This is a genomic window from Kineococcus sp. AC630 (assembly GCF_979255925.1).
This window is the reverse complement of the sequence record NZ_CEEDMJ010000012.1, coordinates 101,782-123,427: the sequence shown is the minus strand read 5'-3', so window position 1 is coordinate 123,427 and position 21,646 is coordinate 101,782. Positions and strand designations below refer to the sequence as shown.

Annotated in this window: 21 protein-coding genes and 1 riboswitch; of the genes, 11 read left to right on the top strand and 10 right to left on the bottom strand. The window is 72.2% G+C overall.

The annotated features are described in order from the left end of the window. Positions 1-39: 39 nt before the first annotated feature. The 6 genes from AC0I8G_RS14340 to AC0I8G_RS14315 all read left to right on the top strand — a co-directional run bounded on the left by AC0I8G_RS14340 (position 40) and on the right by AC0I8G_RS14315 (position 7,379). Positions 40-1,242, top strand: coding sequence for a hypothetical protein (locus AC0I8G_RS14340; RefSeq protein ID WP_471730511.1), 1,203 nt, complete (start codon positions 40-42; stop codon positions 1,240-1,242). 58 nt (positions 1,243-1,300) lie between these two features. Next, positions 1,301-2,488, top strand: coding sequence for a glycosyltransferase family 61 protein (locus AC0I8G_RS14335; protein WP_471730510.1), 1,188 nt, complete (start codon positions 1,301-1,303; stop codon positions 2,486-2,488). Positions 2,489-2,823: 335 nt separating this feature from the next. Further along, positions 2,824-3,945 (top strand): acyltransferase family protein, encoded by a 1,122-nt coding sequence (locus tag AC0I8G_RS14330; protein ID WP_471730509.1) that lies wholly within the window; start codon positions 2,824-2,826, stop codon positions 3,943-3,945. 43 nt (positions 3,946-3,988) lie between these two features. Then, entirely contained in the window at positions 3,989-5,167 is a 1,179-nt protein-coding gene (locus AC0I8G_RS14325) for an acyltransferase family protein (protein ID WP_471730508.1), read from the top strand. 19 nt (positions 5,168-5,186) lie between these two features. Beyond that, positions 5,187-6,431, top strand: coding sequence for an amidohydrolase (locus tag AC0I8G_RS14320; protein WP_471730507.1), 1,245 nt, complete (start codon positions 5,187-5,189; stop codon positions 6,429-6,431). A 48-nt stretch (positions 6,432-6,479) separates the two neighbouring features. After that, positions 6,480-7,379, top strand: coding sequence for a diacylglycerol/lipid kinase family protein (locus AC0I8G_RS14315; protein ID WP_471730506.1), 900 nt, complete (start codon positions 6,480-6,482; stop codon positions 7,377-7,379). Between the two features lie 72 nt (positions 7,380-7,451). Here the strand turns inward: AC0I8G_RS14315 and AC0I8G_RS14310 are convergent, their stop codons facing one another. From AC0I8G_RS14310 to AC0I8G_RS14290, 5 genes are all read right to left on the bottom strand, one after another. Beyond that, positions 7,452-8,051 carry a methionine ABC transporter permease gene (locus AC0I8G_RS14310; RefSeq protein ID WP_471730562.1) on the bottom strand — a complete coding sequence of 200 codons (600 nt, stop codon included), beginning with the start codon at positions 8,049-8,051 and terminating at the stop codon, positions 7,452-7,454. Between the two features lie 68 nt (positions 8,052-8,119). Next, positions 8,120-9,142: a methionine ABC transporter ATP-binding protein gene (locus tag AC0I8G_RS14305; protein ID WP_471730505.1), complete on the bottom strand. Its 1,023-nt coding sequence runs from the start codon at positions 9,140-9,142 to the stop codon at positions 8,120-8,122. Beyond that, positions 9,139-10,095 carry a MetQ/NlpA family ABC transporter substrate-binding protein gene (locus tag AC0I8G_RS14300; RefSeq protein ID WP_471730504.1) on the bottom strand — a complete coding sequence of 319 codons (957 nt, stop codon included), beginning with the start codon at positions 10,093-10,095 and terminating at the stop codon, positions 9,139-9,141. The genes AC0I8G_RS14305 and AC0I8G_RS14300 overlap by 4 nt, the downstream gene beginning before the upstream one ends. A gap of 67 nt (positions 10,096-10,162) precedes the next feature. Then, positions 10,163-10,273, bottom strand: a riboswitch (SAM riboswitch). Positions 10,274-10,377: 104 nt separating this feature from the next. Then, positions 10,378-10,581: a DUF1737 domain-containing protein gene (locus AC0I8G_RS14295; protein ID WP_471730503.1), complete on the bottom strand. Its 204-nt coding sequence runs from the start codon at positions 10,579-10,581 to the stop codon at positions 10,378-10,380. Beyond that, entirely contained in the window at positions 10,578-11,204 is a 627-nt protein-coding gene (locus AC0I8G_RS14290) for a DUF7711 family protein (RefSeq protein ID WP_471730502.1), read from the bottom strand. Before AC0I8G_RS14290 ends, AC0I8G_RS14295 begins: the two co-directional genes overlap by 4 nt. 56 nt (positions 11,205-11,260) lie before the next feature. Between AC0I8G_RS14290 and AC0I8G_RS14285 the strand changes: the two genes are divergently transcribed. Next, the gene (locus AC0I8G_RS14285) at positions 11,261-11,764 is read left to right on the top strand and encodes an OsmC family protein (RefSeq protein ID WP_380261372.1); all 504 of its coding nucleotides are present in this window, start codon (positions 11,261-11,263) and stop codon (positions 11,762-11,764) included. Between the two features lie 78 nt (positions 11,765-11,842). Here AC0I8G_RS14285 and AC0I8G_RS14280 read toward each other — a convergent pair whose 3' ends face one another. From AC0I8G_RS14280 to add, 3 genes are read right to left on the bottom strand one after another with little or no spacing between them, the layout of a single operon-like run. Further along, positions 11,843-13,336 carry a purine-cytosine permease family protein gene (locus AC0I8G_RS14280; RefSeq protein ID WP_471730501.1) on the bottom strand — a complete coding sequence of 498 codons (1,494 nt, stop codon included), beginning with the start codon at positions 13,334-13,336 and terminating at the stop codon, positions 11,843-11,845. Beyond that, positions 13,333-14,718, bottom strand: coding sequence for an NtaA/DmoA family FMN-dependent monooxygenase (locus AC0I8G_RS14275; RefSeq protein WP_471730500.1), 1,386 nt, complete (start codon positions 14,716-14,718; stop codon positions 13,333-13,335). Before AC0I8G_RS14275 ends, AC0I8G_RS14280 begins: the two co-directional genes overlap by 4 nt. Continuing rightward, positions 14,715-15,740 carry an adenosine deaminase gene (add, locus tag AC0I8G_RS14270; protein ID WP_471730499.1) on the bottom strand — a complete coding sequence of 342 codons (1,026 nt, stop codon included), beginning with the start codon at positions 15,738-15,740 and terminating at the stop codon, positions 14,715-14,717. Before add ends, AC0I8G_RS14275 begins: the two co-directional genes overlap by 4 nt. A 66-nt stretch (positions 15,741-15,806) precedes the next feature. Between add and AC0I8G_RS14265 the strand changes: the two genes are divergently transcribed. Then, positions 15,807-16,721: a LysR family transcriptional regulator gene (locus tag AC0I8G_RS14265; protein ID WP_471730498.1), complete on the top strand. Its 915-nt coding sequence runs from the start codon at positions 15,807-15,809 to the stop codon at positions 16,719-16,721. Between the two features lie 27 nt (positions 16,722-16,748). On the opposite strand, the gene AC0I8G_RS14260 is transcribed toward AC0I8G_RS14265, so the two are convergent. Both AC0I8G_RS14260 and AC0I8G_RS14255 read right to left on the bottom strand, forming a co-directional pair. Further along, positions 16,749-17,810: an aldose epimerase family protein gene (locus AC0I8G_RS14260; protein ID WP_471730497.1), complete on the bottom strand. Its 1,062-nt coding sequence runs from the start codon at positions 17,808-17,810 to the stop codon at positions 16,749-16,751. Positions 17,811-17,838: 28 nt separating this feature from the next. Then, positions 17,839-18,561 (bottom strand): uracil-DNA glycosylase, encoded by a 723-nt coding sequence (locus AC0I8G_RS14255; RefSeq protein WP_471730496.1) that lies wholly within the window; start codon positions 18,559-18,561, stop codon positions 17,839-17,841. A gap of 144 nt (positions 18,562-18,705) precedes the next feature. Between AC0I8G_RS14255 and AC0I8G_RS14250 the strand changes: the two genes are divergently transcribed. The 3 genes from AC0I8G_RS14250 (at position 18,706) to groL (ending at position 21,602) form a co-directional block, all read left to right on the top strand. Then, on the top strand, positions 18,706-19,005 hold the full coding sequence (locus AC0I8G_RS14250) for a DUF3263 domain-containing protein (protein WP_380261551.1): 300 nt from the start codon (positions 18,706-18,708) through the stop codon (positions 19,003-19,005). Between the two features lie 444 nt (positions 19,006-19,449). Further along, positions 19,450-19,653 (top strand): cold-shock protein, encoded by a 204-nt coding sequence (locus AC0I8G_RS14245; protein ID WP_328295196.1) that lies wholly within the window; start codon positions 19,450-19,452, stop codon positions 19,651-19,653. Positions 19,654-19,973: 320 nt separating this feature from the next. Further along, positions 19,974-21,602 (top strand): chaperonin GroEL, encoded by a 1,629-nt coding sequence (gene groL, locus AC0I8G_RS14240; RefSeq protein WP_328295197.1) that lies wholly within the window; start codon positions 19,974-19,976, stop codon positions 21,600-21,602. The last annotated feature ends 44 nt before the right edge of the window (positions 21,603-21,646 follow it).

Sequence of the window (21,646 nt, the reverse complement as noted above, 5' to 3'; positions counted from 1 at the left end):
CATTGAGGACACACCCGTTCTCGATACCTGGAGGCTCCCGTGACCCCCCCACGCGCCCTCGCAACTCCGCACCACCGCACCACCACCCGCACGTCCAGCCGTTTCGCCCGCGTCCTCGCCGGCGTCGTCGCCGCGGCCGCTGTCGTGGCCGGCGGGGTTTCCGCCGCCGTCCCCGCGCAGGCCGTCGTGAACCCCTACATGACCTACGAGGGAACCTCGGTCAACAGTGCGAACGTCCCCGCCACCACCGTCGACATCTCGACGCTGACCGGCGTGAAGTTCGACCGCGGGACCTACTACGTCAACGACGTCGTCCAGGACGGTTCGATCGGCGGCGTCGCGCTCGCCGGGAACTACTACACCGGTGAGGGCGAGGTCGACCTCACGGGTCTCTACGGTTCGGTCAAGGTCGTCGCGAAGCTGTACAGCGGCAAGTACATGGTGCAGTCGGTCACCAAGTACCTGCGGGCCGTCCCGATCGTCACGAACACCATTCCCGTGGGTTTCCCGACGGCGGCCACCACCGGGGTGCCGGCCTGGATCACGCTGACCCCCTCCACCGCGCTCGACGTGTGGACCCCGGGCGCGGTGCTCGACGGTCTCGACGTCCAGGGGTGCCTCTCCGTCCACGTCCCCGACGTCACCGTCCGGAACTCCCGCATCACCTGCACCGACGAGACGCTGCGCGCCGTCAGCCTCACCGACGCCCCCGGGTTCGTCATGGAGGACTCCGAGATCGTCTCCGACGGCAGCGCGCAGGTCGCGATCGGCTGGGGCGGGTACACCCTGCGCCGGGTCGAGATCCGCGGCACCCAGGACGGTCCGCGCCTCGGGGACGACGTGTCGATCAGCGACAGCTACGTCCACGGCCTCGTGCGCCACGACGGCGTCCACACCGACGCCATGCAGTCGACCTCGGGTTCCGGCATCGTGGTGAGGCACAACACCCTCGACCCGCGTCAGGCCGGCTCGGACGACTTCCTGAACTCCGCGGTCCAGCTCGGCACCGAGACGGGGCTGCACCGTCTCGAGAACGCCCTCTTCGAAGGCAACTTCTTCAACGGTGGTTCCTACTCGGTCAACGTGTCCTGCTCGGCCAACGTCACGAACGTGGTGTTCCAGGGCAACGCCTACGGGCACGGCAACCGCTACGGTGCGGCCATCGCGGTCCCGGGCGTGACGTTCACGCAGGACCGGTGGGTCGACACCGGCAACCTGATCAAGGTCGCCCCCGCCTGCTGATCCGGGGCCTTTTCCCGATCCGCTGGTCAAACGGCGGTTGAGGTGTCAACCTTCCTCGGTGGGTGAACACATCGGCCGGAGGTACCTCGCGGCGAGCGCTGCGAGGTACCGCCTCTGGACCGTGGAGCAGTTCGCGCGGGAGGTCCGCGGGGTGGGCGTCCGGACCGTCCAGGCCTCCGCCCTGACGACGTTCGGAGCCCGCTACCGCGTCACGGAAACCTCCCGTGACGTGAGGTTGTCGGTGCCGGGCCACCTGGACCCCCAGGACCGGTCCGCCCTCCGCCAGCGCGACGTGTCGTCGGTCCCCGAACAGTTCACGCTGGAATTGCCCCAGGCAACTCTCCAGGGACGTGAGGGTTGGGTCTTCCACCAGGGTCGCCTGGTCGAGGGCATCTGGCAGGAGGACGGTTTTCCCGCTCGCTCCCTGATGCCCCGGTGGCGCCAGGACCGTGCCGTTCGGCTGTCGGGAACCACCGTCTCCCTGCTGCAGCCGTGGTTGCCGAACTACTACCACTGGACGGTGCAGGTCGTCCCACGGATCGTGCGCATCCTCGACCTCCTCGCCGAGCGGGGGGAGGAGGCCGACCGGTGGTTGATCCCCAGCGGCGCTCCGGGGTACATCAGGCAGTGGCTCGACCTCCTCGGCATCCCGGAGGAACGCCGGCTGGGCGTCGAGACCCGCGGGGAGGTCTTCGACGTCGAGCGACTCCTCGTGGCGAGCGTGCCCGGTCGCAACCGGTGGGTCCCGCCCTCGACGGTCGAGCAGGTCCGTGCCGCCGTCGCCCACGTCCCCCCCGGCGCCGGCGGCCGGCGGCTCCTGCTCCAACGGGAGGGAGAACGCCGCCGGGTCCTGCTCAACGCCCCCGAGGTCGTGGACGCGCTCACCCGTCGGGGCTTCGAGGTCGTCGACCCGGGGGGGATGACCGTGGCCAAGGAGGCGTCGCTGTTCTCCGGGGCGGACCTCGTGGTCGGCGTCCACGGCGCCGGGCTGACGAACCTGGTGTTCTGCCGTCCCGGGGCGACGGTCGTGGAGTTGACCCCGCGCGGCCTCCTCTACCCGACGTTCGTCAAACTCGCTGCGGCAGCGGAGGTGGGCCACCACATGGTGGTCGGCACCGAACCTCGCCTGCCGTGGCCGTTGCGCTTCCCGGACGTCGACGCCGACCTCGTCGTGGACGTTCCGGAACTGTCCGCGGTGGTCGACCGCGTCCTGCGCGGGTCCACGCACGGGATCTCCAGCCCGTGATCCGCGGGGTGGCGTTCGGCGGCTCCCCAGGAGATCGGTAGTTCGACGCGCGCCCGGCGGGACCGTCGGGGCTGGCCTGGATGGACGTGCTGCGGGGCGCGGCCGGGGTGGCGGCGTCGGCCCTGGCGTCACCGCGCCGGGCTGCCCGCAGTGCTCCCACTGACGGCAACGTGGGGTGACGCTTGACTGCGCAGAGTGAATCCTAGAAGGATGCCCCTGCGCGTCCCGAGGCGGACGCGGACGCCCACGCCCTTCTCCGCCACGATCCGTCCGGACACGCCGCGGGAACCCCCGTCGTGCGCCGGTGCGTGGCCACCACCGCCGGAGGTCGACCCTTGAGCGATGCCCGACCGCCTTCCCCAACCGTCCACCCGGCCCGCATCGACGGACTGACGGTGCTGCGGGGTGTGGCCATCGGCCTCGTCGTCCTCCGCCACGCCGCTCCGGACGTCTTCGGCGGCGCCGGCATCGTCGGCGTGACGATCTTCTTCGCCCTCTCCGGCTGGCTGATCTCCGGGATCCTGCTGGGTGAGGTGGAGCGCACCGGGCGCGTCGACTTCCGCCGCTTCTACCTCAACCGCGTGTTCCGCCTCTACCCCGCCCTCATCGCCTTCGTGGTGGTGCTCGCGCTGGTCGGCGTCCTCGCGGACCCGCTCGACCAGGGACCGACCTGGCGCTACGCGGTCCCGGTGGCCCTGACCTACGTCGCGGACCTCCCCCTGGGGGTGTGGGTGGGCAGTGCCTCCACCCACCTCTGGACGCTCTCGGTGGAGGAGCAGTTCTACCTGGTCTGGCCCTTCCTGATCGTGCTGGCCTCCCGGGGTCGTCACCTCCGCCGCACCCTGGGGATCGCGGTCCTCCTGTGCTGGCTCGCCGCGGTGCTCACCGTCGTCGTCGTCGGTCACGACACCGTCGCCGCCTACTCGCTGCCCACCTCCTGGTTCGTCGCGCTCGCGATCGGCGGCCTCGCCCGCGCGCTCGGCCGGGACCGGCTGACCGCACTGCTCGGAGGCCGCCCCGCGCTCGCGGTCGCCGTCGTCGTGCTCGCCCTGCTCTGCGTCGGGCCCGAACTCAAGGGGAACCCCCTGACCTACCTCGTCGGCGGCCCGGCCATCGCGGTGGCGGCCGTCGTCCTCGTCCTCGCGGCACTCCGCGTCGACACCGTCCGCGGTGTCCCCGGACGACTGCTCCTCGGCCTCGGCACGATCTCCTACGCCGTCTACCTCTGGAACTACGCGATCGTCGTCTGGGCCGAGGCGGTGTTCGCGGACCGCCCCACGCTCCTCGTGACGGCAGGAGCCACCGCGGTGAGCCTCGGCGTCGCGACCGCCAGCTGGTTCCTGCTCGAGCGGCCCGTCGTCCGGGCGCGCCGACGTCACCACGTCCGCTCGAGCGCCCGCGCCCTCGACCTGTCGCGCTCTGCCCCCGGAGTTCCCAGTGCGGCACCACGACCCTGACGCCCCGCGGCCCCGCTCCACACCCCGATCAGGGAAGGTCGTCATGATCGAAGCGCAGGTCCCGTCCCGACGTCCCCGGCTGGAGTTCGCCTTCCTCGACGGGTTGCGCGGCCTCGCAGCGCTGTTCGTCGCCGTCCACCACACCTACCTCTTCACCGGGTCGTCGCAGGCCCACGAGGCGTTGCCCGCGGTCTTCGAGCCCCTGCGCTACGGCCAGTACGCCGTGACCGTGTTCATCGTCCTGTCGGGTTTCGTCCTCGGACTCCCGCTCGCCCCGGACCGCCCCGCGTTGACCCGGGGGTGGGCGACGTTCCTGAAGCGCCGCGCGCGGCGGATCCTGCCGCCCTACTACGCGGCCCTCGCGTTCTTCCTGCTGCTCATCGCCCTCGTCCCGCAACTGCGCCAGGTCTCCGGAACCGCCTGGGACAGCAAGGTTCCCGTGACCGCGACGGGTGTCGTGTCGCACCTGCTCATGCTCCACAACCTCGGCGGCGACTGGAAGTGGCAGATCGACGGCCCGATGTGGTCGGTCGCGACCGAGTGGCAGTTGTACCTGGTGATGCCCCTCGTGCTCCTGCCCGTGTGGCGCAGGTTCGGGGCGGTCGCGATGGTCCTGCTGGCGGTCGCGGCGGGCTGGGGGATCCACGTCCTGTTCCCGCGCTTCGACGGCGCGCACTTCTGGTTCGTCGCGGACTTCGCCTTCGGCCTCGTCGCCGCCCGCCACGTCGCCCGGGCTCGTGCGCTTCCCCGCGCAGGGCTGCTCGCGGTGGCGGCGGTCGTCGTGGTCGCGGTCCTCTTCCTGCTCGTCCCCGGTCACGGTCTGCGCGACCTGTGGTTCACCGAGGTCGTCGTCGGTGCGGCGGTGGCCCTGGTCCTGCTGGCCCTGGCGCAGCAGTCCGTGGCCGGGACCCGGACCCCCGTGCACGCCGTCCTGCAGTGGCGTCCGCTGGTCTGGATCGGGTTCTGGTCCTACAGCCTCTACCTCCTGCACAGTCCGCTGCTCGGCCTCGGGAACCTGCTGACCCTCGACCGCCCCTGGGGGGTGGGCACCCGGTTCGCCGTGATGCTGCTGGTCGTCCTGCCGCTCGCCCTGGCCGTCAGCTACGGGTTCCACCGCCTCGTGGAACGTCGCTTCATGACCGCCCACCAGGCCCGCCTCCGTGAGGGCGCCCCGGCGGCCGCGGTGGACGTCTCGGAGACCAGGAGTTCCCTCCCGTCCTGACGGCTGCGAGAGTGGCCGGATGCCCGCACCGCACCGTGAACAGGTCTCCCGAGACGTCGCCGTCGTGGGAGGGACGCTGCTGCGGCTGACCCCGGACTGGCACGGCGAGCGCGAACCCGGCACGGTGCTCGTCCGCGACGGCCGGATCGTCGCCGTCGGTGCCCACGTGCCCGTCCCCGCGGACGTTCCCGTGCTCGACGCGACCGGCCGGTTCGTCCTGCCCGGCTTCGTCGACCCGCACACCCACCTCGGCGTCCACGCCGAGGGGGAGGGCTGGCACGGGGCCGACGTCAACGAGAAGGGTGAACCCCGAGGCGCCCGGCTGCGGTCCTGGGACGGGGTCGACCCCCGTGACCAGGGTTTCGCCGACGCCCTGAGCGCAGGGGTCACCACCGTGGCCGTCCTGCCGGGTTCCGCCAACGTGGTCGGGGGGCAGACCGGAGCCCTGAAGACCTGGGGGGCCACGGTCGAGCAGATGCTGCTGCGCGCGCCGATCGGGGTGAAGAGCGCGCTCGGCGAGAACCCCCGGAAGAACTCCGGAGGCCCCTCGACCCGCATGGGGATCGCGGCCGCCCTGCGCGACGCCTTCGCTGCGGCGCAACGGTTCAGCGCCCAGCGGGCGCGTGCGGCCGAGAAGGGCGAACCCCTCGACCCGCCCACCGACCGGGACCGCGACGCCGAGGTCCTCGCCCGGGTCCTCGCCGGCGAACTCGTCTGGCAGCAGCACGCCCACCGCGCCGACGACATCGCGACCGCGGTCCGCCTCGCCGAGGAGTTCGGCTACCGGCTCGTCCTGAACCACGTCACCGAAGGCCACCGCGTCCTCGACCTGCTCGTCGAGAAGGGGCTGCCGGCCGTCGTCGGTCCGCTGCTCACCTCGCGCTCGAAGCCCGAACTGCGCCACCGCTCGCTGAGCGTCCCGGGGATCCTCGCCGGCGCGGGGCTGCGGATCGCGCTGACCACCGACCACCCCGTCGTCCCCATCCAGTTCCTCGCCCTCTCCGCGACCCTGGCCGTCAAGGAGGGCCTCGACCCCGACGAGGCGCTGCGGGCCCTGACCCTCAACCCGGCCGTGATCCTGGGGATCGACGACCGCGTCGGGTCGCTGGCCCCCGGTCTCGACGGCGACGTCGCCGTCTGGTCCGGAGACCCGCTCGACGTGATGTCGCGGGCCGTGCACGTGGTCAGCGGCGGTCGCTCCGTCTACCGGTGGGACGGGGTCGGTGAGGTGCTCGAGGCGGGCGGGACCTGGCGTCCGCTGTGAGGTCCGAAGCGTCCGGCACGAGTCGGCGTCCCGGTGCGTTGTGCGGACGTGAGTGGGAACCAGTACCTGGCCGTCGTCAACGCGGGGGCGGGATCGGCGCGGGCCGGCGCGGTCGACGCCGTCGTGCGGGAACTGCGCCGCCACGGTGACGTGGAGCTCCGCCGCACGGGCTCCCTGGACGACCTGCGCACTGCCCTGCTCGGGGCGGGTGGACGCCGGGTCGTGCTCCTGGGCGGCGACGGTTCCCTGCACGCTGCGCTGCAACTGCTCTGGAACGCGGGGGCGACCCGCTCGGTGGGGCCGCTGGGCATCGTCCCGCTCGGTACCGGCAACGACCTGGCCCGCTCGCTGCGGTTGCCGCTGGACCCGGTCGCCGCGGCCCGCGTCGTCGCCCAGGGGAGCCCCAAGGGTCTGGAGCTCCTCGTCGACTCCCACGACCGGATCACCGTCAACACCGTCCACGCGGGCATCGGGGCGTCGGCGACGGCCAAGGCGCAGCGGCTCAAGCGCCTCCTCCGGGCCGGCGCCTACCCGGTCGGTGCGGCCTGGGCCGGGGTCAGCGCGGGCAAGGGGTTCCGGCTGCGCGTCGACGTCGACGGCACCACCGTGTCGCCGGGGGAGCGTCCCGTCCTGATGGTCGGCATCGGCATCGGCGGCACCATCGGCGGCGGCGCCCCCCTCGTCCCCGGCGCCGACCCGCACGACGGACTGGCCGACGTCGTCGTCTCCGAGTCCACCGGTCCCCTCGCCCGCCTGGGCTTCGCCGCCGGGCTGCGCAGCGGGGTCCACGTCGAGCGGCAGGACGTCGTCACCGCGACCGGGAAGGTCGTCGAGATCGACGCCGGGTCCGGGACGTTCCGGTTGAACTCCGACGGCGAGGTCACCGACCACCAGAGCTACGAACGGTTCGAGATGCACACCGACGTCTACGACGTCATCTGCCCCTGAACGGGGGGACCCCCGCCGTGTGATCACGACGGGGGTCCGGGGTCCGGGGTCCGGGGTCCGAGGAGTCGGGGACTAGCGGCGCATGACGCCGCGGGCGATCCGGTTCCCGACGAGCTGACCCACCTGGACGATGACGATGATCGTCGCGACGCTGACGTAGACGACGCCCCAGTCGTAGCGGTGCTGCCCGTAGGTGATGGCGTAGTCGCCGAGGCCACCGCCGCCGATGAGCCCGGCCTGCGCCGTCATGTCGACGATGCCGATGAAGATGAACGTGTACCCCAGGACGAGCGGCCCGAGGCCCTCCGGGATGACGACCTTGAACAGGATCGACATCCGCGACGCACCGAACGCACGCGCCGCCTCCACCACCCCGGGGTCGACCCCGACGAGGCTCTGCTCCACGATGCGGGCGACCGCGAACGCCGCCGCGAGGGCGACGCCGAACGTCACCGCGTTCGTGCCGATCGTGGAACCCACGACGGCCTTCTGCAGCGGGCCGATCGCGGCGATGAAGATGACGAAGGGGATGGGGCGCACCAGGTTCACGACGAACCCGATGCTCCCGAACACCCACCGGTTGCCGAAGACGTTGCCGGGCCGGGTCGCGTACAGGGCGATGCCCATCAGCAGACCGAGGACACCCGAGACGACGAGCGAGATGCCCGCCATGAGCAGGGTCTGACCGATCGCCGTCCGGAACACGTCGGCACTGTCGAGGAAACCGTCGAACCAGCCGTTCACCGTTCCTCCTCCGCGTGGATCCCGGCCTCGCGCAACGTGCGCAGGGCGGCGTCGACGTCGGGTCCGGTGAGTTCGTAGGTCAGCGACCCCAGCCGGCGCTCGCGGATCTCCGAGACGCCCCCGTAGACGAGTTCCGCGCTCGTCGCGCTCGCGCGGAACGCCGCGTCGATGCGTTGCTGCAACCCGATCTCGTCGGTGATGCGGACGCTCACGATGCGGCCCGGGTGGTGGGTGCGGAGCCGTTCGAGCGCGTCCGGGGCGGGACGGTCGTGCGTCGCGCTGCGCACGAAGCGTTGCGCCGCAGGCGTCTGCGGGGTGGAGAACACGTCGTAGACGTCGCCCACCTCGACGAGGCGGCCGTTCTCCATCACCGCGACCCGGTCCGCGATCTGGCGCACGGCGTCCATCTCGTGGGTGATGACGACGATGGTCACGCCGAGTTCGGTGTTCACCCGCCGCAACAGGGACAGGACCTCGGTGGTGGTCTCGGGGTCCAGGGCGCTGGTGGCCTCGTCGGCCAGCAGCAGCGGCGGGTTCGTGGCCAGTGCCCGGGCGATGCCGACGCGCTGCTTCTGCCCGCCGGACAACTGCTCCGGGTAGGTGTGCGCCCGGTCCAGCAGACCGACGAAGTCGAGGAGTTCCGCGGTCCGCGCGTCGCGTTCCGCCCGCCCGACGCCCGCGACGGTCAGCGGGTAGGCGACGTTCCCCGCCACCGTCCGCGACCGGAACAGGTTGAACTGCTGGAAGATCATCCCGATGCCCGAACGGGCCCGGCGGAGATCACCCTCCGACAGCTTCGTGAGGTCCTGACCGGCGACGCGGACGCTGCCGGAGGAGGGTTTCTCGAGGGCGTTGACGAGGCGGACCAGGGTCGACTTGCCGGCCCCGGAGTACCCGATGACGGCCAGCACCTCACCCTCGCGGACCTCGAGGCTGACGTCGTCGACCGCCGCGACGGACGTGCCGTCGCGGCGGTCGAAGCGCTTGGAGACGTTCTCCAGGCTGACGAGGGTCTTCACTTGCCCTTCGCGGCCTTCGCGTCGGCCTCGACGGTGGCGAGGTCGGCCTGCAGGTCCGCGGCGCTGCGGTCGGAGACGACCGCGTTCGGGTAGTCCTTGGCGAACACCGTCTGCACGGCGGGGTCCTGGAAGAGGGCCGCGAGCTTCAGGTAGGTCTCGTTGTCCTTGTCCTTCGCCCGCGCGGCGAAGATGTTGACGTAGGGCGCGGCCGAGGGGTCGGACGGGTCGTCCTTGGCGATGACGTCGGTCTCCGGCAGCTTGGCGCTCGTCGCGTAGTTCACGTTGACGATCGCGGCGGCGACCGAACCGCTCTGCAGCGCGCCGGCGGTCTGCGAGGCGTCGACGGCGGTGACGTCGACCTTCTTCGTCTCGATGTCGTCGATCGAGGAGAAGGCGTTGCCGCCGTCCTTGAGGGTCAGCAGACCGGCCGACTGCAGCACCAGCAGGCCGCGGGCCTGGTTGATGTCGTCGTTCGGGATGGCGACCTTCGCGCCCTCGGGGAGTTCGGACGGGCTCTTCGCCGTGGTCGAGTACAGCGGCAGCGGGTAGATCGCGGTCGCACCGATGGGCTGCAGGTCGTCCCCGGCGGTGACGTCGTAGTTCGCGAGGTACTGGATGTGCTGGAACTGGTTGAGGTCGACCTCGCCCTGCGACAGCGCCGGGTTCGGCAGGCTGTAGTCGGAGAAGTTGACCAGGTCGACCGTCACGTTCAGCTTCGACTTCGCCAGGCCCACGTACGTCTTCCAGTAGTCCAGCGACTTGTCGGCCACGCCGATCTTCACGGTCTGGGCCGGGGCGGAACCGGCGGCGGCGGTCGTCGCGGTGTCGTCCTTGCGGGTCCCGAGGACGACGGCGACGATCACCACGACCACGACGACGACGGCGGCGACGATCCCGATGAGGAGGCCGCGGCGCTTCGGCTTGTCGGGCAGGGCGGGGGCGGGGCTGGACACGGTGGCACTCCGGTGGTCGAACGGCGGGCGCGCGGCTCGCAGCACCCCGTGATCGACGACGTGCGTTGCTCCGCGCTTGCCGGACGGGGTCGTCCGGCCTGGTCTTCACCTGGGGCACCCCGCCGCGGGGGAGGGTTGCCGGACAACGAGCCAGGGCTTGTCGCTGTCACTCATGACCGTGGGGGAACCGTAGGTTCCCGTCGTCGAACCCGTCAAATCGCCCCCGCGCGCCGGTGATCAGCCCGGCCGCGGGACCGCCCGCGTCTCAGCGCAGGCGTTCGGTCACGCCGCACCGCCGTCACCGGGTCGGCTCAGGACGTGGGGGAGGACGACGGCCTGCGCGGCGACGGTGCGCCCGTCCGTCGTGGTGATCGAGGGACTGCCGTGGAGGACGTAGCCCTCCGCCAGGGCCGCCGTGACCTTCTCGCAGAAGGATCGGTCGTCGGGGCCGGTCAGCAGCCGGTACGTCAGCTTCTCGTCGCTCACGCGTCCAGACTATTCGCGCCCAGAGCGTCGCGGGCGTCCTGCAGGCTCAGCAGGCCCAGGGCGACGTCCGCCAGCGCGTCGCCGAGCTTCTTGTGGTTGGCCCGGGCCCAGCGCTTCCCGTCGTAGTCGGTGGTCGTGCGGCGCAGTGCCTCGAGGCTCGCGCGCAGGTCGCGGTCGAGACGTTCGCGCAGTTCCCCGTCCGTGGGCGTCTCAGGGCGCAGCGCCTCGCCGTCGCCGTTGCGCAGCTGCAGGAGCGCCTCGTGGTCCAGGCCCTCCTCCCGGGCCCAGAACCGCACCGGCCGTTCGACCAGGTGGTTCCACACCGGGGCCTGCGCGGACCGGAAGAGGACCTGGACGGGGCTCTTCGCCAGTCCGGACGCGTTGAGCCAGAACTCACCGGCCTGCGGTCGGCTGAAGAGCGCGCACTCGTCCTCGGGGAGGTCGACGACGACGGCGACCCGGACGAACGCCGGGTCCTCGCTGTCCTGCTGCGGCCCGAGCAGGGCGCCGAAGACCCACGCCTCCTCGGCGCGGAAGAGGTGCAGCTCGGCGGGCAACGAGTTCGCGTGCTCGCACCCCTGGGCGACGTCGGCGAGCTTGCTGACGGCAGTGGTCCACTTCACGGCAGCATCTTCGCGGGTGTTGCGGGGCCGGCCCCGCGGGGGCCTAAGCTCGCCCGGTGGATTCGACCGAACTGAGGGCCCTGCAGAAGCCGTTGAAGGACGCCTACCGCGAGGACCCGGCCAAGGCGCTGGTTCCCGCGAAGGCCGTGGCGGTGCTGGACGGGCAGTCCATCGGCGTGTCGGTCGACGGGTTCGCGGGCACCACCCGCGCCGGGCTGCACCCCGCCGCCGGGGGCGACGGGACCGAGGCGTGCTCCGCCGACATGCTCTGCGAGGCCGTCGCGGCCTGCGCCGGCGTGACCCTGCGCAGCGTGGCCACCGCCATGGGCGTGGAGCTGCGCAACGCGTCGGTGACCGCCGAGGCGCACTGGGACGCCCGCGGCACGCTCGGCGTCTCGCGCGAGGTGCCCGTGGGCATCACCGACGTCACCCTGACCTTCACGTTCACCTCCGACGCCGACGAGGCGACCGAGGCCAAGATGATCTCGCTGGCCGAGCGCTACTGCGTCATCGCCCAGACCCTGCAGACCCCGCCCAAGGTCTCCGTCCAGCGCGGCTGAGCTCTGCCGGGAGGGATCGTTGACTCCACGGTCCCACTCTGCGGGACCGTGGAGTCAACGATCCCCCCGCGACGAGCGTCAGGCGCGCTCCTCCTGGAGGGCGACGGCGCGGCGCCCGCCCAGGACGACGGCGGCGAAGCCGAGGACGAAGGCGATGACCACGCCGAGGCCGGCGTAGGCCCAGTTGCTGTCCCAGTAGCCGTCCTCGCCACCGGCTGGCGGCACCCGGTGGGCCAGGTCGAGGGGGGCGAGGAGGTAGCCCTGCCAGGACAGCCACGACACCGAGCTCGAGACCAGACCCCAACCGATGAGGGTCGCGACGACCATGGTGATCACCGACAGGCCGCGCACCGAGCCGTAGCGCCCGCGGGAGTCGAGGAGTTCCGCCTCCGCGTAGTCACCGCGGCGCAGCGAGAGGTCGGCGAGGAAGATCCCCGCCCAGGCGGCGATCGGGACGCCGAGGGTGATCAGGAACCCCTGGAACGGCGTCAGGAAGTCCTGCGAGAAGAACGCGATGTAGACGGCCCCGGCGATCATCAGGCAGGCGTCGATCAGGACCGCCACGGGCCGGGGGACCCGGAGTCCGACGTTCAACAGCGCCAGGCCGGAGGAGTAGATGTCCATGACCGCTCCGCCGACGAGGCCGAGGACGGCGACGACGACGAACGGGACGAGGAACCACGTCGGCAGGATGTCCGTGAGCGCCCCCACGGGGTCCGCCGCGATCCGGCCGCTGAGGTCCTTCGACGACCCGGCGACGAGCGCGCCGAACACGAGGAGCACGCCCGGGCCGAGCGAGGAACCCAGCGTCGTCCAGAACACGACCCCGCCGCTGGAGGCCTCGCGCGGGAGGTAGCGGGAGTAGTCCGCCGCGGCGTTGGCCCACCCGAGACCGAAACCCGTCATCACGAGGATGAACGCCCCGACGACCGCCGCGGCGTCCCCGGCCGGGAGGGCGTTCACGGCGTCCAGGTCGATGGAGTCGGCCGCGAAGACGATGTAGAGGACCGTCAGCACCGCGGTGACGACCGTGATCCAGCGCTGCATCCGCATGATGACCTTGAACCCGAGGGTTCCGCCGAGCACGATCAGCCCGACGACGATCACGAGGGCGACGAGTTTCGTGCCCGTGCCCCCACCTGCTCCGAGGCGGTCCAGCACGGTCGCCGTCGCGAGCACCGCGACGGCCGCCAGCGACGTCTCCCAGCCCAGCGTCAGCAGCCAGGACACCAACGAGGGCAGGCGGTTCCCGTCGACCCCGAAGGCCGCGCGGGACAACGTCATCGTGGGCGCCGAACCGCGCTTCCCGGCGATCGCGACGAGGCCGACGATCACGTAGGACAGGAACACCCCGGCGATCGAGACGGCCGTGGCCTGCCAGAACGAGATCCCGAAACCCAGGACGAACGAGCCGTAGCTGACCCCCAGGACGGACACGTTGGCGGCGAACCACGGCCAGAACAGGTCGCGTGGCCTGCCGTGGCGTTCGGACTCGGCGACGGTGTTGATGCCGTTCAGTTCGACGTCGACACCGCCCACCCTCGTCTCGGGGGTGGCGGGGATCTCGCTCACGTCGACTCCTCGGGAGGATGGCGGTACCGGGCCGCGGGGTGGTCGGCGGGCAGCCTCGTGCGGCCCGGACCGAAGACCACCTCCCGCAGCGTACGGCCTGGGGCGTCGCGACCGGGTGGTGGCGCCAGCGTGCCCCGCCGACGCAGTTCGGGGACGACCTGCTCGCAGAACTCCGCGTAGGAGCCCGGTACGACGAACGGGGTGAGGTTGAACCCGTCGATCCCCGTCTCCCGCACCAGCGCCTCCATGGCGTCGGCCACGTCGCCCGCCGTGCCGGTGAACACGAACTCCCGCATCCCGAAGCGCAGGAAGTCGGCGCGTGCGTCGGCCACCGTCTCACCCCGGTAGCGCTCCACCTGGGTCCGCCCGCCCTCGGTGCGGACGTCGGAGAAGTTCCCGCGGGGGTCGAGGGCGGCGAGGTCGATGCCGGTCATCGAGGCGTAGTAGGCGCGGGCGGCCTCCGGGTCGACCCAGGACAGGTACTCCTCGAGGCGGGAGCGGGCGTGGTCCCGGTCGCGTCCCAGCACGACCGTGAGTCCGACGAGGGTGCGCAGCGACCCCGGGCCGCGTCCGTGCCGGGCGGCCCGGGCGTGCAGGTCGAGGACCTGGCGGCGCAGCGTCCCGGCGTCGCGGCCCTGCAGGAACACCACCTCGGCGTGGGTGGCCGCGAACTCCCGACCGCGTTCGCTGGCACCGGCCTGGAAGAGGACGGGGGTGCGCTGCGGGGAGGGCTCGACCTTGAAGTAGCCGTCGGAGCGGAAGTAGCGGCCGTGGTGGTGGACCTCGTGGACGCGACGCGCGTCGGCGTAGCGCCGCGTCGCCTTGTCGTGCAGCACGGCGGCGTCCTCCCAGCTGCCCTCGAACAACCGGTAGCTGAGGTCGAGGTGCTCGTCGGCGATGTCGTAGCGCTCGTCGTGGCGGGGCAGCGGTTCGCGTCCGTGCAGCGCGCTGACCACCCCCGCCGACGTCGTCACGACGTTCCAGCCGATGCGCCCACGGGTGAGGTGGTCCAGCGTCGCGAACCGCCGGGCGTTCGGGTAGGGGCCCTCCAGGCTCGTCGAGGACGTCACCGCGAACCCGAGCCGGCTCGTCACCGCGGCCATCGCCGGGACCAGCAGCAGGGGGTCGTTGGTCGGCATCTCGACCCCCTGCTCGAAGGTCACGGCCGGGGTGCGGCCCTCGAGCACGGGGTAGCCGGGGGAGTCGGCCAGGAAGAGCAGGTCGAAACCCCCGTCCTCCAGGAGCCGGGCCAGCGACGTCCAGTGCGCGAGGTCGAGGTAGCGGTCGGTGTGCTGCTCCGGGTGGGCCCACAACCCCTGGCTGGTGAGGTTGGGACCGTTGATCTCGAAGGCGCTCAGGAGCAGGTGGTGCGGGTGCCTCACGTGGGGACGCCCGCCGGGCTGCGCTCCAGCCAGTCGAGGAGACCCGCGCCGAGCCGGTGCCGGGTCGCCGGGCTCATGCCCTCGATCCGCAGACCGTGCCCGGCCAGGGCCGCCAGCTCGGTGTCGCTCAGCTTCCAGACCTCGCGCGCCACGGCGTACTGGTCGCTGACGCCGCGACCGAACCAGAGCTGGTCGTCGGCGTTCAGGGTGACCCCCACGCCCGCGGCGTGCAGGACCGGGGCGGGGTGCGCGGCGAGCGTGGGGACGATGCCGAGCGCCACGTTGGAGACGGGGGCGACGTCGAGGACGATGCCCTCGTCGGCGAGTCGGCGCACGAAGGCCGGGTTCTCGACCGAGCGGACGCCGTGGGAGATGCGGGTGGCGCCCAGGACGTCGATCGCTTCCGCGACGCACTCCCAGCCGCCCGTCTGCCCGGCGTGCGCGACGACCGGCAGACCCGCCGCCCGGGCCGTCGCGGCCGCCCCGGTGAAGCGCTGCAGGCCCGAGGGTTCCTCGAACCCGGCCGTCCCGAACGCGGTCACCCCGCGGCCGGCGAACTCGGCGGCGACCGCGGCGAGCTCGGCGGCGATCGGCTCGTCCTGGTCGGTGTTCAGCGTCAGGATCGAACCGACCTCCACGCTGTGCTCCCGTCCGGCCTCGCCGAGGGCGTCGACGACGACCCGGGTCACCTCGCGCAGGCTCCCCAGCCGGGGGGCGTAGAGCTGGGGTTCGATCGCGGGTTCGAGGTAGACCACGCCCTCGGCCGCCTCCTGGGCGACGAGCGCGCGGCACAGGCCGGCGAGGTCGTCGAGGTCCGCCACCAGGGCGGGCACCCGGCCGTAGGCCTCGAAGAACGCCCAGACGTCCGACCAGCCCTCCCCGGTGGCGGCGGGACCGCCCCGCACGGGCAGGTCGAGCGGGGCACCACGGCGGCGGGCGAGGGCCAGCACGGCCTCGCGCGGGTAGGACCCGTCGAGGTGGGCGTGCACGTGCACCTTGGGCAGGGCGGTCAGGGAACGCACCCTGCTCAACGTAGGCGCGAACGTGCCACGTGTCGCACAAGCGTTCCTTCTGAGAGCATCCATCCCGTGGATCAGCGTGGTGCAGGACGCAGCGGCGGCGAGCTCGACGTGCGCTCGTTGCGCTACCTGCTCGCCGTGTCCCGGGAACGCAGCTTCACCGGAGCGGCTGTCTCGCTGCAGGTCTCCCAGCCCGCGCTGAGTCAGGCGATCGCGCGCACGGAGCAGCTCGTCGGGGGCCGGCTGGTGCTCCGCGACGCGCGGGGCGTGGCCCGCGAGGGGTCCGCGCTGACCCCCGCCGGGCAGGCGCTGGTCGCCGACGCGACGCGGATCACCGAACTCCTGGACCGGGCGCTGGTGCGCGCGCGGCGCATCGCGGAGGAGGGCGAACGCGAACGGCTGGCCGTCGGCATCGGCACCTCGACCCCGCGCTGGGTCTCGACCCGGCTGGTGCAGGCCTCCCAGGAGAGCCCGGACCTCGACGTCGTGCTGCGCCACGTCCCCTGGGGGCAGGAGGTCGCGAGCCTCGCCGACGGCCGGGTCGACGTGGTCTTCCTCAACGCCGGCCCGGACGAGGTGCTGGACGCGCGGGTGCGTGCGGTGAACGTCGCCGACACCCAGCGGGTGGCGGTGTTCGCGGCCGGGCACCGGCTGGCCGGTGAGACCTCGATCGACATCGCCGACCTCGACGACGAGCCCATCGTCGACGCGGGGTACGACCGGGAGGTGTGGCTCGTCGAGCCCCGCCCCTCCGGCGCGGTCCCCCGGGTCGTGGGTCCGCCCGCCCAGAACGTCGAGGAGATGCTCGCCCTCGTCGCCTCCGGACGGGCGATGGCCATCACCGCGGAGGTCGTCGCCGCCGGCCACCGCTCCGACGACATCGCCTTCGTGCCGTTGCGGGGGCTGGACCCGCTGCGTCTCGTGCTGCTGGCGCTCGCCGACGACGAACGGCCGGCGGTGGCGGACCTGCTGGCCTCGTTCTAGGGGGTCACCGGTCCGCGGTGGCGGTGATCACACGGAGAAGGAGTACTCGGTGGTCGTCGTGAACTCCGCACCCGGGCGCAGCACGGAATCCCCGAGCAGCGGCTGGTTCACCGCGTCGGGCAGCAGCTGCGTCTCCAGGCAGAGGGCGTCGCCCTGCCGCACGGGCCGGCCCTCGATCGTCCGCCACGCGCCGGTCAGGAAGTTCCCCGTGTAGAACTGCAGGCCCGGCAGGTCGGTGCGGACCTCGAGCGAACGTCCGCTGCGCGGGCCGGAGACGGTGGCCACCGGCCGCAGGGAGCCGGGGCCGTCCAGCACCATGCAGTGGTCGTAGCCGCCGGCGGTGAGGAGCTGCTCGTCCGCGTCGCGGAGGTGCTCGCCGATGCGGGTCGGGCTGGAGAAGTCGAACGGGGTGCCCTCGACGGGGGCGAGTTCACCGGTCGGGACGAGGTTCGCGTCGATCGGCAGGTAGCGCGACGCGGACAGCCGCACGACGTGGTCCTCGACGGGGCCCGCGCCGTCGAGGGCGAAGTAGGCGTGGTTCGTGAGGTTCACCGGGGTGGCGGCGTCCGCGGTCGCCACGTAGTCCAGGCGCAACGTCACCGAACCCCCGTCCTCGCGCAGGGAGTAGGTGACCGAGGTGTCCAGCGCGCCCGGGAAACCCATGTCGCCGTCGTTGCTGCGCAACGACATCCGCACCCCGGCAACCCCGTCCACCGAGACCTCGGTGGCGGTCCACACGCGCTGGTCGAAACCCTCCGAACCCCCGTGCAGGGCGTTCGCGCCGTCGTTGGCGGGGACCGCGAAGGACACCCCGTCGACCCGGAAGCGTCCGCCGGCGATGCGGTTCGCGACGCGTCCGACGACGGCGCCGGGGTAGCCGTCGGCGGCCTCGTAGGCCGCGAGGTCGGGCAGGGCGACGACGACGTCGCCGATCCGGCCGGAGGCGTCGGGGACGCGGACCTGCTGCAGGGTCGCGCCGCGGGTCAGGACGGCGGCGCTCGCCCCGGAGGGCAGGCGCAGCTCCCACCGCTCGACGGGTTCTCCACGTCGCGTCCGGCCGAAGGGGGTGCTGTGCAACGTCGCGGTCATGGCGCGATCCTGCCGCACGCCCCGGGGTTCAGGTCAGCCGCCAGTCGATCCCGTCGCCCCCCTCGGCCCGCAGGAGTTCGTCGACCCGGCTGAACGGAGCGGAACCGAAGAACCCCCGCGAGGCCGACAACGGGCTGGGGTGCACCCCGGTGACGACCGGCACCCCGCCCAGCAGGGGAGCGACCGTCTGCGCGTCGCGACCCCAGAGCAGGGCCACGAGCGGTCCACCCCGGTCGGCCAGGGCCCGGACGGCCGCGTCGGTGACGGCCTGCCAGCCGAGCCTGCGGTGCGACCCGGACTCGCCCGCGCGCACCGTCAGCACCCGGTTCAGCAACAGGACCCCGGCCCGCGACCAGGAGGAGAGGTCGCCGTGCGCGGGCGCCTGCACGCCGGTGTCGGCGAGGAGTTCCCTGTGGATGTTGACCAGGCTGCGCGGCAGGGGCCGGACGTGCGGCTCGACGGCGAAGCTCAGCCCGATCGGGTGTCCGGGGGTGGGGTAGGGGTCCTGCCCGACCAGGAGCACCCGGACGCCGTCGAAGGGCTCCCGGAACGCCCGCAGCACGTTCTCGGGGGCGGGCAGCCACGGCGCGGGTTCGGCGGCCAGCGCACTGGAGAGCCGCACCAGGTCGTCGCGGACCCCCGCCAGGGCACGGGCCCAGCCCGGGTCGAGGTCGTCGAGGCCGAGTCCGGCCGGATCGTCGTCCGTGCGCGGGAAGCGAGGGGCGGGTGGGGGCGCTGCGGCGGGAGTCACGCACGGGACGGTACCGAGCCCGGACGCGCCCGCCGAGGTGAACGACACGGGTGTGATGCGCTCTTAGACTCCTGCCCGGCCCCCGGTTCCGGAGGCCGTGGTGAGAGGGGTCATGACGTGGAGCGGAACGACGCATCGGCGCGCATCGAGCGAGACGTCCCGTCCCTCGAGGAGCAGCCCGGGGGGCTGCCCGACGGGCTGAGTCGCCGCGACGCCGAGATCCTGGCCTTCGAACGGCAGTGGTGGAAGTACGCCGGCGCCAAGGAACAGGCCGTTCGCGAGCTCTTCGACCTCTCGCCCACGCGCTACTACCAGCTGCTCAACGCCCTCATCGACTCCCCGGCCGCCCTTGCCCACGACCCGATGCTGGTCAAGCGGCTGCGCCGGATGCGCACCAGCCGGCAGCGCGCCCGGTCGGCCCGCCGTCTCGGCGTGCAGCCCTGAGCGCTCGTCGCGGGCACTCGCCCCACCTCCTCGCCCGACGCGGGGCCCACCGGACCCGTCGGGGGCCGGTCGGTGTCGCCGTGCTCGTCCTGGTCTGGCTGCTGGTCGCGGCCCTCGTCGTCGGCGGTCTCGCGGTCGCGGTCCGGTCCGTGGCCGGTCCGCTGCTGGACGTCGCCGGCCGGGTGCTCTGAGCGACGCCTCTCGGGGGTCTGCCGCGGTGAGGGCGACGTGACCGTTTCGTGAAGACGAGGTTCCTCGAACCCTGTCCCACCAGCCCCTCCCCGCACTAACCTGAGCCCCGGTCGATCAGTTCGACGAACACGTCCTCTCGGGGGACGCACGTCGGGCGTCGCCCTCGGCTCTCGTCGCCGCGGGCAGCGTGAGACCCGGCTCCGGTGCCCGCCGGCGCCGTTCTTCCGCTCGCTGCACCACCAGGAGAAGGCAATGGCTCAGGGCACCGTGAAGTGGTTCAACTCCGAGAAGGGCTTCGGCTTCATCACCGTCGACGACGGTGGGGCGGACGTGTTCGTGCACTACTCCGCGATCGTGGCCGACGGCTACCGCTCCCTCGAGGAGGGTCAGCGCGTCGAGTTCGAGGTCGGGCAGGGCCAGAAGGGTCCCCAGGCCGAGAGCGTCCGCGCCGTCTGACCCGGCGCTGACCCGGCGCGGCGTCCCCGGCGTGACCGTGCCCGGCCCCCGGTCCTCCCGGAGGCCGGGCACCAGCCCGCCCGCGGTCGCCGTGCCGTCCGAGGCCTCGGGGGTTTGCACTCGGGGGGTGAGAGTGCCAACATTGGCGTTGGCACTCTCGAGTCGAGAGTGACAACTGCACTCGACCCGGGAGCGAAGCTCCCTGGCCGGTCCGGTGAGGTCGACAGGCGCTGGGGGACGTGACCCCGGTTCAGGTCGGCCGTCCGTCGCGGGCACCCGACCGACCGCCCACCGCCCGTCTTCTGGGAGGAAAACCAGGCATGAGCAAGATCATCGCCTTCGACGAAGAGGCCCGTCGTGGTCTCGAGCGCGGGATGAACCAGCTCGCCGACGCGGTCAAGGTGACGCTCGGCCCCAAGGGCCGCAACGTCGTCCTTGAGAAGAAGTGGGGCGCCCCCACGATCACCAACGACGGTGTCAGCATCGCCAAGGAGATCGAGCTCGAGGACCCGTACGAGAAGATCGGCGCCGAGCTCGTCAAGGAAGTCGCCAAGAAGACGGACGACGTGGCCGGCGACGGCACCACGACGGCGACCGTCCTCGCCCAGGCGCTCGTCCGCGAGGGTCTGCGCAACGTGGCCGCGGGTGCGAACCCGATGGGCCTCAAGCGCGGCATCGAGAAGGCCGTCGAGGCTGTCACCGAGCAGCTCGTCGCCGCCGCCAAGGAAGTCACCACCAAGGAGCAGATCGCGGCCACGGCCGGGATCTCCGCCGGTGACGCCTCGATCGGCGAGCTCATCGCCGAGGCGCTCGACAAGGTCGGCAAGGAAGGTGTCATCACCGTCGAGGAGAGCAACACCTTCGGGCTCGAGCTCGAGCTCACCGAGGGCATGCGCTTCGACAAGGGCTACATCTCGCCCTACTTCGTCACCGACGCGGAGCGTCAGGAGACCGAGCTCGAGGACCCCTACATCCTCATCCTCAACTCCAAGATCTCCACCGTGAAGGACCTGCTCCCGCTGCTGGAGAAGGTCATGCAGTCGGGCAAGCCGCTCGTGATCGTGGCCGAGGACGTCGAGGGCGAAGCCCTCGCGACCCTGGTCGTGAACAAGATCCGCGGCACCTTCAAGTCCGTCGCCGTCAAGGCCCCGGGCTTCGGCGACCGCCGCAAGGCCATGCTCGGCGACATCGCCATCCTCACCGGTGGCCAGGTCATCTCCGAGGAGGTCGGCCTCAAGCTCGACACCGCTGACCTCGACCTGCTGGGCCGCGCCCGCAAGGTCGTCGTCACCAAGGACGAGACCACCATCGTCGAAGGTGCCGGCGACGCCGACGCCATCGCCGGTCGCGTGGGCCAGATCCGCGCCGAGATCGACCGCAGCGACTCCGACTACGACCGCGAGAAGCTGCAGGAGCGTCTCGCCAAGCTGGCCGGCGGCGTGGCCGTCATCAAGGCCGGCGCGGCGACCGAGGTCGAGCTCAAGGAACGCAAGCACCGCATCGAGGACGCCGTCCGCAACGCGAAGGCTGCCGTCGAAGAGGGCATCGTCGCCGGTGGTGGCGTCGCCCTCATCCAGGCCGGCGTGCTGGCCTTCGAGAAGCTCGAGCTCGTCGGTGACGAGGCGACCGGGGCGAACATCGTCAAGGTCGCGATCGAGGCTCCGCTGAAGCAGATCGCCATCAACGCCGGCCTCGAGGGCGGCGTCGTGGCGGAGAAGGTGCGCAACCTGCCCACCGGACACGGCCTCAACGCCGCGACCGGCGAGTACGTGGACCTGCTCGACGCGGGCATCAACGACCCGGTGAAGGTCACGCGCTCCGCGCTGCAGAACGCCGCCTCCATCGCGGCGCTCTTCCTCACCACCGAGGCCGTCATCGCCGACAAGCCGGAGAAGGCCTCTGCGGCCCCGGCCGGTGGCGACGGCGGCATGGGCGGCATGGACTTCTGAGTCCAGCCACTCCGTAGCACCTGCACCACCCACGAGGGCGGTCT

What these genes read in the sequence shown, in the direction of transcription:
- AC0I8G_RS14325 (WP_471730508.1), top strand. Translation starts at nt 3,989, where the DNA reads ATGATCGAAGCGCAGGTCCCGTCCCGACGTCCCCGGCTGGAGTTCGCC.
- AC0I8G_RS14320 (WP_471730507.1), top strand. Translation starts at nt 5,187, where the DNA reads ATGCCCGCACCGCACCGTGAACAGGTCTCCCGAGACGTCGCCGTCGTG.
- AC0I8G_RS14310 (WP_471730562.1), bottom strand. Translation starts at nt 8,051, where the DNA reads ATGGCGGGCATCTCGCTCGTCGTCTCGGGTGTCCTCGGTCTGCTGATG.
- AC0I8G_RS14260 (WP_471730497.1), bottom strand. Translation starts at nt 17,810, where the DNA reads ATGACCGCGACGTTGCACAGCACCCCCTTCGGCCGGACGCGACGTGGA.
- AC0I8G_RS14245 (WP_328295196.1), top strand. Translation starts at nt 19,450, where the DNA reads ATGGCTCAGGGCACCGTGAAGTGGTTCAACTCCGAGAAGGGCTTCGGC.
- groL (WP_328295197.1), top strand. Translation starts at nt 19,974, where the DNA reads ATGAGCAAGATCATCGCCTTCGACGAAGAGGCCCGTCGTGGTCTCGAG.